The organism is Pseudomonas sp. P1_A1 (assembly GCF_056406935.1).
The window spans coordinates 146327-159836 of the sequence record NZ_JBFTZE010000010.1; the positions used below are offsets into that span (position 1 = coordinate 146327).

A 13510-nucleotide genomic window follows, 5' to 3' on the forward strand; every position below is an offset into this window, starting at 1 on the left:
CTGCCAACCGTCTTTTTCCAAGCGGTTCCGGGGCCTCTGCCTGAAAGGGCAGAGGCCCGCCGCTCGAGAGTTTCCCGCCGTGAATCAACGCCCCCTCGTCAGCATTGTCATCCCCGCCTTTAACCCGCGCTTCTTCAGTCAGGCATTGGAAAGTGCGCTCGCCCAGACCTATGAGCACGTCGAAATCGTCATCTGTGACGATTCGCCGGATGATGAAATTCGCGGCATTGTCGATGCTTTCGTTGAACCGGTTCACCCGATTCGCTACCTGCGTAATCCGCAACGTCTGGGGTTGCAGAAAAATGTGCTGCGCTGCGTGGAAGAAGCCCGTGGCGAATTGATCAAAGTGCTGTGCGATGACGACCGTCTGTTCGCACCGAGCGTTGCATTGCAGGCGCAGGTGCTGATTGACCACGCGGACGTGAATGTGGTGTTTGCCTTGCGAATGCTCAGCGATGCCGGCAACTTCATCCTGCCGCCACGGGTCGACAACTGCCGGTTTTCGCCGAACGACGCCTTGCTCAAGGGCGATGACATGTTGGCGATTTTCGAAGGCACACCGAAGAATTTCCTCGGCAATTTCAGTTCGACCCTGATGCGTCGCGCCGATGTGCTGGAGCTGTTGCCGGCCCTGATTCAGGAAGGCGCCGGTTTCGTCGCCATGCTCGATTTCGCCTTGTTTGTGTGCCTGATGCGTCGCGGTAACCTGGTGTCCCTGGGCACCGTGCTGAGTACCGAACGCCTGTACCCGGAGCGTTTGAGCAAAACCCCGGAGATGATCAAGGCTGCGGCGGTGGAGTGGAGCTGGCTTTCGCAGATGCTCGCGGCGCGCAGCGGTGAGTCGGCGCCGGCATCGGGGTGGGTGCGCTATATCGAACTGGCCAAAATCTCTGACCAGCCCCACGCCTGGGAAGAGTTGTGCGTGGTGCGCATTCTGGGCAACCGCAACACGGTGGTGACTGGCCGAGTGGGCGGGGAGAGCGAAAGTTACGCCGATTTCTACCGAGAATGGCTGGCGATCCGCAGGTTCTCCGATGTCGAGCAGCGGCTCATGCCGCACCGCCTCGACAGCTGGGCGTTTCGTCCGCAGATCGTGCCGATCGTGATCGACGGCACTGCTGACGGTGGGGCGCTCAAGACTACGTTGCAGAGCATTAGCCAGCAACTGTACGCGCCTCAGGCCGTACTGGTGCTGTCCGATGCCGTGTGTGCGACCGACGATCGTGTAGTGCAATTGCCGTTCCAGGCAGATTGGGCGCAACAGCTCAACGCCGTGGTACCGCAACTGGAAGGTGCCCACTGGTTTTATCTGCTGCATGCTGGCGACACCTTGCGCGAGTCGGCTCTGCTGATTCTGGCCGAACGCATTGCGGGTTCGGCGGGCATTCTCTGTGCTTATAGCGACGAGGGTGCGCTGATCGATGGTGAGTCGGTCGACCCGGTGTTCAAACCCGATTTCAACCTCGATCTGATGCGCGCCTATCCCTATGTTGGCCGAACCCTGGCCTTCGAGCGGCAGCGCTTCATGGCGCTGGGCGGTTTTGATTCGGCTCACGGTGAGCTGGCGCCGCACGATTTGATATGGCGTTTGGTGGAAGAGGCCGGGCCGCAAACCATCGAGCACATCGCCGAAATCCAGGTTGAGTCGAGTCAGTCTTTCGCCGCCTGGCTGTCGTTGCCCGAAGTGATCGAGAACAACGCCGGGATGGTTAGCGCACACCTGGATCGTATTGGTGTGGCGCACGCGATCCGGCAGGAAGGGTTGCCGTTGATCAACCGCATCGACTACCTCCATGGGGCGCGTCCGCTGGTATCGATCATCATCCAGACCGGCGATTCGCTGTACGCCTTACAGCGTTGCGTCGAAGGCTTGATCGAGCGTACGGCTTATAGCCAATACGAAATCCTGATCGTTGACAGCGGCACGGACGACCCGGCGATGCTCGATTGGCTGGAGGCGATGGCGCAGCTGGGTGCCGCGATGCTGCGAGTACTGCGTTACGCCGGTGACGCCAACGATGCGGCGATTCGCAACTTCGCTGCGAGCCTGGCTCATGGCGAGTACTTGCTACTGCTCAGCGCGCAAACAGTGATCTGCGACAGCGACTGGCTGGATGAATTGCTCAATCACGCCCAGCGCCCGGAAGTGGGGGTGGTCGGTGCTCGCATCCTAAACCCCGAAGGCTTGATCGTCAGTGCCGGGTTGATTCTTGGCCTGGCCGGGCCGGTCGGTTCACCGTTTCATGGCGAGGCGGCCGGTTCTCGCGGTTACATGCAGCGTTTGCACGTGACCCAGAACTGGAGCGCGGTGAGCAGTCACTGCCTGATGGTACGCAAGCAAGTATTCGATGAGCTCGAGCAGTTCGATGAGGCGACCTTCACCCAGGGGCTCAGCGACGTCGACTTGTGTTTGCGGGCGAGCAAGGATGGTTATCTGGTGGTCTGGACGCCTTACGCCAGTGTGGTGTGGGTGCCGCAAGATGTATCGCCGACGCCGCCTTTGACATTGGCGCTGCATGAGCATGAACAGGAAGTCTTCTATCGCAAATGGCTGCCGAAGATCGCCAAGGATCCGGCCTACAGCCCGGCGCTGAGCCTTGGGGTTTCCAGCTTCAGCCTGGAGCCGTCGCTGCGCAATAACTGGAACCCGTTCTGCACCCGAGCCTTGCCGCTGATTCTCGGTTTGCCTGTCAACAGTTCGGCTGTCGGGCATTATCGCGTCACGGGACCTTTGGCAGAGCTTGAAGCATCTGGCCGGGTCATTGCTCGGTGGGCTTATGAGTCGCCGTCGACAGTTGAGATCGAGCGCCTGTCCCCGGACACCATCATCCTGCAATGCCGTTACAGCGAAGGTGCTGTCAGTGACATTCTGCGGATGAAGAAATATTCCAGTGCATTGCGGATTTTCGAGCTTGACGATTACGTGGTCAGCGCGCCGAAGAAAAACACCCATGCGCGGAACAAACCGGTCAATACCGAACAGATGCTGCGCGAAGGCATTGCCTTGTGCGACCGTGTCGTGGTCACCACTCAACCACTGGCCGATGCGTTGTCGAGCATGCACAGCGAGATCCGCGTGGTGCCGAACATGCTATCGCCGGACCCATGGGCGACACTGACCAGCCGCCGCCGTACCTCCGGCAAGCCGCGGGTCGGCTGGGGTGGTGGCACCAGCCATACCGGTGACCTGGAGATCATTGCCGACGTGGTTCGCGAATTGGCGAACGAAGTGGAGTGGGTGTTTTTTGGCATGTGCCCGGACGAATTGCGCCCCTACATCCACGAGTTTCACTCAGCCATCAGCTTGCAGGGCTACCCGTTCAAACTGGCTAGTCTGAATCTCGATCTGGCGCTGGCACCGCTGGAATTCCATATCTTCAACGACTGCAAAAGCAACCTGCGCTTGCTGGAATACGGCGCCTGCGGATATCCGGTGATCTGCACCGACACTGAGGCCTACCGCGGCCACTTGCCGTGCACCAAGGTTTATAGCAACAGCACAGACGAATGGCTTCAGGCGATCCGCATGCACCTGGCCGATCCGGAAGCGAGTTACCGCATGGGCGATGAGCTGCGTGAAGCGGTGCATCGGGATTTCATGTTGCGTGGCGACAACCTGAACCACTGGTTGTGGGGCTGGTTACCGGATTGATTGGCTTCGACCCATCCCTTGAAAACAGGCGACTTTACGTCGCCTGTTTTTGTTTTATTTCAAGGTGTTTTTTCTTCTCCAGTTCGAGTTGGACCTGCCGAAAGCATCGGGATAAACATTTATTGAAATGAGGATGTGACGTCGCTCGTCGGGCGCCGTTTTCTGTAGGTATCTGGTTCAACAACATGGCAAGGAAGAAGTCGAAATGGCAGTGATGAACGGGACAAACGGCGTGGATACGCGTTTGCCATGTTTGGATGATCCCGGAGTTCAATGCCCTCACTCTCAATCTTGAATCCGGATTGAACGCTAGCTACACCGCTGAAGGGGATGGCTCCGGTTGCTGTTGACCGGACTCAGCCCCTTTTTCATGTCTGATAACGCCGACGACGCGGGGCCCGCCGAGCTGGCGCGTTTCCTGCAAGCCCCCCCTCATATCGCCATAAAACGAGCGCTTGCGGCCGGTACGCCAGCGCCTGACACGGCAGAGCGTATTAGCCAGACAGCCCGCAGAAGCTTGAAATAGCTTGGCCGAGCTCTGTGAAGAACAAGAGGGGAGACGATGAAGGCAGTAATTCTGGCGGGTGGCCTGGGCACGCGCATCAGCGAAGAGTCGCACCTAAAGCCCAAGCCAATGATCGAGATCGGCGGCAAGCCAATTCTTTGGCACATCATGAAACAGTACTCCGCCCACGGGATTCATGACTTCGTGATCTGCCTTGGCTACAAGGGCTATGCGATCAAGGACTTTTTCGCCAACTACTTCCTGCACACCTCCGACGTCACCTTCGACATGCGCAACAACCGCATGGACGTGCACCAGAACTACAGCGAGCCGTGGAGCGTCACCCTCATCGACACCGGCGAGGAAACCATGACCGGTGGCCGCTTGCTGCGCGCCGGCCGTTACCTCAAGGATGAAGAGGCGTTCTGCTTCACCTATGGCGATGGCGTCTCCGATATCAATATCCGTCAACTGGTGGACTACCACAGCGTCCACGGTCGTCTGGCGACCGTCACCGCCGTACAACCGCCGGGCCGTTACGGCGCCCTGGAGCGTCACGGCGATCAGGTACTTGGTTTCACCGAGAAGCCCCGTGGCGACGGCGGCTGGATCAATGGCGGCTTCTTCGTGCTGTCGCCGAAAGTGCTGTCGTACATCGGCGGTGACGAGACCACTTGGGAAGCCGAGCCGTTGACCCGGCTGGCCCAGGACGAACAGTTGAAGGCTTTCGAACACGAAGGCTTCTGGCACCCGATGGACACCCTGCGCGACAAGAACCACCTCGAAGCGCTGTGGCAGAGCGGGGAGGCCCCATGGAAGCAATGGGCCTGAGTCCGGAGTTCTGGCGTGGCAAACGGGTGCTGCTGACCGGCCACACCGGTTTCAAGGGCAGCTGGTTGACGTTGTGGCTGCAAAGCCTCGGGGCCGAGGTCAGCGGGTTTTCGCTCGATCCGTCCACCGAGCCGAGCCTGTTCGAACTGGCGCGGGTACATGAGGGCATCAACGATCAGCGCGGTGATCTGCGTGATCTGGGCGCCTTGCTGGAACTGATCGCCGAAACCCAGCCGGAAATCGTCCTGCACCTGGCGGCCCAACCGCTGGTGCGCGAAGGCTATCGCGATCCGCTCGGCACCTATTCCAGCAACGTCATGGGCACGCTCAATCTGCTCGAAGCGATCCGCCAGGTCGGCGGCGTGCGTGCCTGTGTGTTAGTGACCACCGACAAGGTCTACGCCAACAAGGAATGGCTGTGGCCGTACCGCGAAGACGAAGCCTTGGGCGGTCACGATCCTTACAGCAGCAGCAAGGCTTGCTGCGAATTGTTGGCGCAGTCTTACGCCGCATCGTTTTTCCCGGCCGACAAGTACGCCGAGCATGGCTTGGCGTTGGCCACCGCGCGGGCCGGCAACGTGTTGGGCGGTGGCGACTTCGCGCCGGAACGCCTGATTCCCGATGTGCTCAAGGCCTGGTCGGCCGACCAGCCGGTAACCCTGCGCTACCCGCAAGCCGTGCGCCCCTGGCAGCACGCTCTTGAACCTTTGGCGGGTTACCTGCAACTCGCCGCAGGTCTCTATGAGCAAGGCCCTCAGTTTGCCGGCGCGTGGAACTTTGGCCCGAGCGAAGCGGACATGTGCAGCGTCGGCGAAGTGGTCGAGTTGCTTGCCAGCCGCTGGCCGCAAGCACGCGGATTGCGCATCGAACCGAGTGATTTGCATGAGGCCGGGCTGCTGCGCCTGGACAGCAGTCGCGCCCGTCAACGGTTGGCCTGGCAACCGCGCTGGTCGTTGCAGCAGTGCCTGACCCAGACCCTCGATTGGCACCTGGCGTGGCAGAACGGTGATGACATGCGTGAAGTCACCCTGAACCAGTTGAACCTGTACCGAGGCGCGTTGTGAGCGAGTTTCTGTTGAAAGCCTTGCCGCTGGCCGGTCTGTTCAGCGTGCAGCACAAACGCTTCGAAGATGATCGCGGGCATTTCGCCCGGCTGTTTTGTGAAGGCAGCCTGAGCGCTTTCGGCCAGCCGTTTCATATCCGCCAGATCAACCATTCCTGCACCCGTGAGCGGGGCAGTGTGCGCGGTCTGCATTATCAAAATTCCAATGCGCCGGAAGCCAAGTTGATTACCTGCCTGCGCGGCGAGGTCTGGGATGTGGCGGTGGACTTGCGCCCCGATTCCGAAACCTTTCTGCACTGGCACGCCGAGCACCTGAAGGCCGGTGACGGTCGCAGCTTGCTGATCCCGGCCGGGTTCGCCCACGGTTTCCAGACCCTGACCGATGACGCCGAATTGCTCTACCTGCACAGCGCTGATTACACGCCTGCGCACGAGGGCGGGTTGTCGGTGAACGATCCACGGCTGGCGATTGCCTGGCCGTTGCCTGTCAATAATCTGTCGGCCAGGGATTCCAGCCATCCCTTGATCGATGAACACTTCGCTGGAGTGCGTCTATGAACTGCCGTGGTTGCGGTACTCCTCTGGCCTTGCCGCTGATCGATCTCGGCACCTCGCCGCCATCCAACGCCTATGTGCACGCCGATCGTCTGGAACAAGCCGAGCAATGGGTACCATTGAAGGTCGCGGTGTGTCAGCAGTGCTGGCTGGTGCAGACCGAGGATTACACCAGTGCCGACAGCCTGTTCGACGCCGAGTATGCGTATTTCAGTTCGTTCTCCAGCACCTGGCTGGCCCATGCCGAGCGCTATGTAGCCGAGATGGTCGAACGCGTCGGCCTGACTGCCGACAGCCGCGTGGTGGAAATCGCCGCCAATGACGGTTACCTGTTGCAGTACGTCGCCGGGCGCGGCATCCCTTGCCTGGGCGTTGAGCCAACCCGCAGCACCGCGCAAGCGGCGCGGGAAAAAGGCCTGGAGATTCGCGAACTGTTTTTTGGTCGCGACACCGCTGCGCAGCTGAAAAACGAAGGTTGGGCTGCCGACCTGATGGCCGCCAACAACGTGCTGGCCCACGTCCCGGACATCAATGATTTTCTCGGTGGTTTTGCCGCCTTGCTCAAGCCGACGGGTGTGGCGACGTTCGAGTTTCCACAACTGCTGACGCTGATGGCCGGGCAGCAGTTCGACACGCTGTATCACGAGCACTATTCCTACCTGTCCCTGACCGCCGTGCAGACCTTGTGCGAGCGCAATGGCCTGGAAGTATTCGACGTCGGCCAGTTGTCGACCCATGGCGGTTCGTTGCGGGTGTTCGTCCAGCGGGCCGACGGTGTTCGCCGTGAGGTAGAGCCAGCCGTTCAACAGCAGTTGCAGGCCGAGCTTGCAGCGGGAGTGAAAACCCCCGAGTACTACGCGACCCTGGCGCCAGCGGCCGAGGGCATCAAGCACGAACTGCTGCGTTTCCTGTTGCAGGCCAAGGCCGACGGCAAGCGTGTGGTCGGTTATGGCGCGGCGGCCAAGGGCAACACCTTGCTCAACTACGCCGGAGTCAAACCGGACCTGTTGGCCTGGGTGGCCGATGCGAATCCGCACAAGCAGGGCAAGTACTTGCCGGGCAGTCGCATTCCGATCGTTTCGCCGGCGCAGATCGATCTGGAAAAGCCGGATTACATCCTGGTATTGCCGTGGAATTTGCTGCACGAAGTCAGTCAGCAACTGGCCCAGGTGCGTCAGTGGGATGGCCGTTTCGTGATCGCCGTGCCTGAGTTGACCGTACTGTGAAGGTGCTGGTCACCGGTGCCACCGGGTTCGTCGGCCGACATCTGGTCGCGGCTTTGCTCGCCCGTGGCTGCGAGGTGCGGGCCGTGGCGCGTAACGCCGAGGCCGCCGCGCAATTACCGTGGATCAACGCCGTGGAGTTCGTGGCCGCGGATGTTCATGCCGCCGACCTGGACTTCGCCGCGCTGACCGATGGCGTCGATGCCTTGGCGCATCTCGCCTGGCCGGGGTTGCCGAATTATCAGGCGCTGTTTCACTTCGAGCACAACTTGATGGCCGATTACCGGTTCATCAAGGGCGCGGTCGAGGCGGGCGTGTCGCAGGTGTTGGTCACCGGCACCTGTTTCGAATACGGTCAGCAGAGTGGGCCGCTCAGCGAGCAGACCGAGGCGCGCCCGAGTAACCCTTACGGGTTGGCCAAGAACACCTTGCGTCTGTTCCTCGAAAACCTGCAGCGCCAACAGCCCTTCACCCTGCAATGGGCACGGCTGTTTTACCTGCACGGTGTCGGGCAAAACCCCAACAGTTTACTGGCGGCACTGGACCGGGCAATCGACGCCGGGGACGACAGCTTCAACATGTCGGCCGGCGAGCAGTTGCGCGATTACCTGGCGATCGACGCGGCCGCCGATTACCTCGCCGCGATCCTGCAACAGCGCGACTTCGACGGCGTGATCAATTGTTCCAGCGGCCAACCGGTATCGGTCAGGGTGTTGGTCGAGCAGCGGTTGCGCGAACGCGGCGCCTCGATTCGTTTGAACCTGGGCCATTACCCATACCCGACCCATGAGCCGATGGCGTTCTGGGGCGTGGCGGACCGTTTGCAACAGCTACTGGGAGCAGAGCATGAGGCATGAGTTGTATCGGGTCGCCGACCTGCCGGTGTTGCAGAACCGTACCTTTGCCGACCCGGAGTCGGCCAGGGCTTCGGCCAGCGCCGACATGCTGTTGGTGCAGGACGAGACGAGCGGGCTGATCTTCAATCAGGCCTTCGACGCCGACAAGCTCAGCTACGACGCTGACTATCAGAACGAGCAGGCGCATTCAGGCCAGTTCCAGAAGCACTTGAGCGATGTCGAAGGGATCATTGCCCGTCACTTCAAGGGGCAGGAACTGATCGAAGTCGGCTGCGGCAAAGGCTACTTTCTTGAGCTGCTCAAAGGCCTGGGCTACGCCATCACCGGCATCGACCCGGCCTACGAAGGCGACAACGCCGACGTGATCAAGGCGCCGTTCACCCGCGGCCTGGGGCTGTCGGCGGACGCTATCGTGCTGCGGCATGTGCTGGAGCATATCCAGGACCCGGTGAGTTTTCTCGCCGAGATGGCCGAGGCCAATCAGGGCGGGCAGATCTACATCGAAGTGCCGTGCTTCGACTGGATTCTTGAGCACCGCGCCTGGTTCGACCTGTTCTACGAGCACGTCAATTATTTCCGCCTCGATGACCTGCGCCGGATGTTCGGCACCGTGCACGAGGCCGGTCACCTGTTCGGTGGCCAATACCTGTACATCGTCGCCGACCTGGCCACGCTGCGCCTGACGCCGGAACAACCGGTGCCGCGCCTGGCATTGCCGGACGGTTTCACCAGCAGCCTTGAGCGTGCGGTGCAGATCATTCAAGCGGCGCCCGAGCAAGGTTCGGCGATCTGGGGTGCCTCGTCCAAAGGCGTGATTTATTCGCTGTTCCTGCAACGCGCGGGTGTGGCGGTGGATCGCGTGGTGGATATCAACCCGGCCAAACAGGGCCGTTATCTGCCCCTGAGTGGCGTGCGGGTGTCTTCGCCGCAAGAGGCCATGGATGCCTTGCCCGAAGGCGCCAATCTGTTTGTGATGAACTCCAACTACCTCGAAGAAATCAAGCGGATGACCGGTGGACGCTACGTCTATCACGCCGTCGACAGCGCTTCGTTCCAGTGACTATTGAGATTCTAAAATGACCGACAACACCATCAATAAAGCCTTCGAAGCCGAATGCCGGGAACAAATCGCCCAGCAGGGTGACGACCAGAAACTCACCGGCCTGGCCCGGGATTTCTTCAACGAGTCGGCCAAGCACAAGTACAGCTACCACTTCTCGTGGATGGGCCGTCCGATCATCCAGCTGCCGCAAGACATGATGGCGATGCAGGAAATCATCTGGCAGGTCAAACCGGATCTGGTCATCGAGTGCGGCATTGCCCACGGCGGCTCGATCATCTACTACGCCTCCTTGCTGGAGCTGCAAGGCCACGGCGAAGTGCTGGGTATCGACCTCGACATCCGGGCACACAACCGCGAAGCCATCGAGAGCCACCCGATGAGCAAGCGCATTTCGATGATCGAAGGTTCGAGCATCGACCCGGCCATCGCCGCCCAAGTGCGTGCTGCTGCTGAAGGCAAGAAAGTCATTCTGGTGCTCGATTCCAATCACACCCACGATCATGTGCTGGAAGAGTTGCGCCTGTACGCACCACTGGTGTCGGTGGACAGCTACTGCGTGGTCATGGACACCGTGGTCGAAGACATGCCAGCCGATTTCTTCCCGGATCGTCCATGGGGCCCGGGCGATAACCCGAAAACTGCGGTGTGGAAGTACCTGGAAGAGAACAAGGACTTCGAGATCGACCAGCAGATGCAAAACAAACTGCTGATCACCGTGGCGCCGGACGGCTATCTGCGTCGCGTTCGTTAATCAAAAACAGCTTCAGGTACTTGGCGATCGGCCGGTTGTGGGGATAGGAAAATGCAGGTTCAAAGCAGCACTCAAACCAACGTGACACCGCTGAACGAGCTGTTCACGGTGGTGGTCATCACCCACAACCGCAGGGCGTTCCTGCGACGCACCTTGCAGTACTACAGCCGCTATCCCGCCAAGGTGCTTGTACTGGACTCTTCCGCGCAGTGCGATGAGGGCATTGCGACCGATTTCCCGTCGGCCGATTATCACCATTTGCCGCAGTACACCTATAAAGGCCTGCAGGACAAACTGACCTATGGTGTCAATCAGGTCACTACACCTTATATGGTATTCGCCGCCGACGATGACTTCCTGATTCATGACGCGCTGACCGCATCGGTCGAATTTCTGCATGCCAATCCTGACTATGGCCTGTGCCATGGCTACGGGATGATGTACCTGACCCGTGCTGCCGAGGTGACCTACTACCGCCGCGACAAGCGGGTGCAGGAAGACTACAACTCGCCGCAACCTGAAACACGGGTCATGGAATTCATGGGCCAGTTCTTGCCCCCGTTCTATGCCGTGACCCGTACTGACCTCCTGCAGCAGTGGTACAACCAGTTGCCGGCCGGTACCAGTTTCGAGTGGCAGGAGGTCGGCCATACGTTTTACCTGCTGGCCTGTGCCAAGGCGCGGATCCTGCCGATTCCTTTTGCTGTGCGCGAGGTGAATTACGGCAACTCGGATCACAACACCAACGTGTTGACCGTCCTGGCGTATCAGGATGCGAAATCCGTTGCCGAGCGCGAGCAGTTTGCCGAGTTTCTGGCTTCGATTCCGACGCAACTCAGCGATCAGGATTCGAATGCGGTCAAACAGATTGCGCTGAACAGTTTCACCGAGATGGCTCAGTGCTTGCTCGAAGGTCGCTCGCTCACAGGCACACCAATCTTTCGTTCCGCCTGGGTTGAGCCAGGAAAGGAGCCGGTCCGCTCATTTGCACCCGAGCAGTTTGTCGAGATGCCGTTTTACAACAAGCCGATGTTCGATCTGCTGACCGAGTTCGAGTTTTTGCTGCACGCCATGCCGGCTGGCCGGGTGCAGCTTCAGGAACTGGAAGGAGTGCTGCTCAAGCAGCGTGAACTGATGCGCGTCCACCCCAACGACAACGAGCGCACTCTTCGTGCGCGGCTCTGGGAGGCGCTCACGCTGAACATGTTCAACCGCGAGGTGGTCAAGCGCCTGGCTAAGTCGCTGCTGGACACAGAAGAGCATGAAGAAGGGCTCAAATTGCAGGCTTGGCTGGATCGCTTGAGTTCCGTGCCAGGGCAGGAAGACCGCAAGTTGTTCGAAAACATGCCGTCCGGGCGTCTGCTCGAATGGCTGGAAGCGCGGAGTCCGGATGTCGCGCAGCTGCCGGCTATTTCCCAACATCTGGCCAGCCACAACGGTGGTCCGCAATTCGGCATCCTGCTGCTGGATCTGGACGCCGACATGGTCAAGCTTCAGGCGACCTTCGACAGTCTGGTCAGCAGCCACTGCAAGGCGTTTAAGGTGGTGGTATTCACCACCGGCGATTTGCCGGCCACTACCAGCGTTCGCGACACAGTACACTTCGTTAAGGTCAGCGCGACCAACTATGTGGAACGCATCAACCAGACGGTTACCCAGTCCACCGCCGACTGGCTGTTGCTGGCCGAAGCCGGTGACGAGTTCACCGCCAGCGGTCTGCTGCGTGCCAGTCTCGAGCTGATCGGCGCCGAAGGCGTGCGCGCTGTGGCGATGGACGAAGTCCAGCGCCAGCCGAGCGGAGTACTGGCGGATGTGTTCCGTCCCGGGGTCAACCTCGATCTACTGCAAACCGTGCCTTCACTAATGGCGCGGCACTGGTTGATCCAGCGCGATGTGTTGGTTCAAGCCAAGGGTTTCTCCAGTGAGTACACCGAGGCGCTGGAATTCGATTTGCTGTTGCGTCTGATCGAAGACGGCGGGCTGAGAGGCCTGGCGCATCTGGCCGAGCCACTGCTGATCTGCAACGCAGCGCCTGCGCAGGAAAATACCCATGAGCGTCAAGTGCTGACCCGTCATCTGGCCAACCGTGGCTACCGCGCCCAGGTCGGCTCGGCGTTGCCACAGACCTGGAAGATCGACTATCAACATGGCGAACGGCCGATGGTGTCGATCATCCTCCACAGTCAGGACAACCTTGAGCAGCTGCAATCAGCGTTGGTCAGCCTGCTGCAGCGTACTCGCTATCAACGTCATGAAGTGTTGATTGTCGACAACCACAGCCAATCGCCAGAATTGGCCGAATGGCTGAGCAGCCTGGAAGGCAAGGGCGAGCGGATTCGTGTATTGCGCAGTGGGCAGCGGCTGAGTAATTCGGCGCTGTACAACCTCGCCAGCCGTGAGGGCAAAGGCGAGTACCTGGTGCTGTTTTCTGCCGAAGCCGAGGTGGTCAGCGCCAACTGGCTCGATAGCCTGCTCAATCAGGCCCAGCGTCCGGAAGTCGGGATTGTCGGGGCCAAATTGGTAGATGGCCGTGGTGTCACCACCCAGGGCGGGTTGATTTTGGGCCTCAACGGTCTGATCGGTTCGGTGTTTGTCGGTGAAAGCAAAGACACCAAGGGCTATCTGTTTGGTAATCAGGTCGAGCAAAACTACTCTGCGGTGTCCGGCGCCTGCCTGATGATTCGCAAGGAGCTGTTCGAAGGCGTTGGCTGTCTGGATGAAGAGCATTTCGACACAGCGTATGCCGATATCGACCTGTGCCTGAAAATCGCCGATGCCGGGTACCTGACGGTATGGTGCCCACAGGCGCAGATCCGTCACCCGGGTGTGCTGGCGGACGACCCACAATCAGCCGCTGCCCTGCGAGACAAATGGCAGGCACGCTTCGCCCAGGACGTCGCCTACAACCAGAACCTGGCCTTGACCGGCAAGGGCTTTACTCTCGGCGAACCGACCAGTGTGAACTGGGCGCAGTTGCTCGCATAAGCCTGGCTGACAGGTAAAAGGACTC

General features: G+C 60.1%; 9 protein-coding genes. All 9 read left to right on the plus strand.

Annotation, left to right across the window (positions count from 1 at the left end; all coding sequences use genetic code 11):
- Positions 1-79 precede the first annotated feature (79 nt).
- The 9 genes from AC1D2Q_RS16870 to AC1D2Q_RS16910 all read left to right on the plus strand — a co-directional run bounded on the left by AC1D2Q_RS16870 (position 80) and on the right by AC1D2Q_RS16910 (position 13485).
- Complete coding sequence (locus AC1D2Q_RS16870; RefSeq protein ID WP_428632661.1) at positions 80-3652, plus strand: glycosyltransferase; 3573 nt, start codon at positions 80-82, stop codon at positions 3650-3652.
- A gap of 562 nt (positions 3653-4214) precedes the next feature.
- Entirely contained in the window at positions 4215-4988 is a 774-nt protein-coding gene (gene rfbF, locus AC1D2Q_RS16875) for a glucose-1-phosphate cytidylyltransferase (protein WP_305411589.1), read from the plus strand.
- Positions 4970-6052 carry a CDP-glucose 4,6-dehydratase gene (gene rfbG, locus AC1D2Q_RS16880; protein WP_305411590.1) on the plus strand — a complete coding sequence of 361 codons (1083 nt, stop codon included), beginning with the start codon at positions 4970-4972 and terminating at the stop codon, positions 6050-6052. The genes rfbF and rfbG overlap by 19 nt, the downstream gene beginning before the upstream one ends.
- A complete protein-coding gene (locus AC1D2Q_RS16885) occupies positions 6049-6609 on the plus strand; it encodes a dTDP-4-dehydrorhamnose 3,5-epimerase family protein (RefSeq protein ID WP_477813911.1) in 561 nt (186 codons plus the stop codon). Before rfbG ends, AC1D2Q_RS16885 begins: the two co-directional genes overlap by 4 nt.
- On the plus strand, positions 6606-7832 hold the full coding sequence (locus AC1D2Q_RS16890; RefSeq protein ID WP_477813912.1) for a methyltransferase domain-containing protein: 1227 nt from the start codon (positions 6606-6608) through the stop codon (positions 7830-7832). Before AC1D2Q_RS16885 ends, AC1D2Q_RS16890 begins: the two co-directional genes overlap by 4 nt.
- Positions 7829-8686, plus strand: coding sequence for an NAD-dependent epimerase/dehydratase family protein (locus AC1D2Q_RS16895; RefSeq protein WP_477813913.1), 858 nt, complete (start codon positions 7829-7831; stop codon positions 8684-8686). Before AC1D2Q_RS16890 ends, AC1D2Q_RS16895 begins: the two co-directional genes overlap by 4 nt.
- Positions 8676-9746, plus strand: a complete 1071-nt coding sequence (locus tag AC1D2Q_RS16900) for a class I SAM-dependent methyltransferase (RefSeq protein ID WP_477813914.1) — start codon at positions 8676-8678, stop codon at positions 9744-9746. Before AC1D2Q_RS16895 ends, AC1D2Q_RS16900 begins: the two co-directional genes overlap by 11 nt.
- A 16-nt stretch (positions 9747-9762) precedes the next feature.
- Positions 9763-10500 (plus strand): cephalosporin hydroxylase family protein, encoded by a 738-nt coding sequence (locus AC1D2Q_RS16905; protein WP_064619523.1) that lies wholly within the window; start codon positions 9763-9765, stop codon positions 10498-10500.
- Positions 10501-10551: 51 nt separating this feature from the next.
- Entirely contained in the window at positions 10552-13485 is a 2934-nt protein-coding gene (locus AC1D2Q_RS16910) for a TIGR00180 family glycosyltransferase (RefSeq protein ID WP_477813915.1), read from the plus strand.
- Positions 13486-13510: the final 25 nt, after the last annotated feature.

What these genes read in the sequence shown, in the direction of transcription:
- rfbF (WP_305411589.1), top strand. Translation starts at nt 4,215, where the DNA reads ATGAAGGCAGTAATTCTGGCGGGTGGCCTGGGCACGCGCATCAGCGAA.
- rfbG (WP_305411590.1), top strand. Translation starts at nt 4,970, where the DNA reads ATGGAAGCAATGGGCCTGAGTCCGGAGTTCTGGCGTGGCAAACGGGTG.
- AC1D2Q_RS16890 (WP_477813912.1), top strand. Translation starts at nt 6,606, where the DNA reads ATGAACTGCCGTGGTTGCGGTACTCCTCTGGCCTTGCCGCTGATCGAT.
- AC1D2Q_RS16900 (WP_477813914.1), top strand. Translation starts at nt 8,676, where the DNA reads ATGAGGCATGAGTTGTATCGGGTCGCCGACCTGCCGGTGTTGCAGAAC.
- AC1D2Q_RS16905 (WP_064619523.1), top strand. Translation starts at nt 9,763, where the DNA reads ATGACCGACAACACCATCAATAAAGCCTTCGAAGCCGAATGCCGGGAA.
- AC1D2Q_RS16910 (WP_477813915.1), top strand. Translation starts at nt 10,552, where the DNA reads ATGCAGGTTCAAAGCAGCACTCAAACCAACGTGACACCGCTGAACGAG.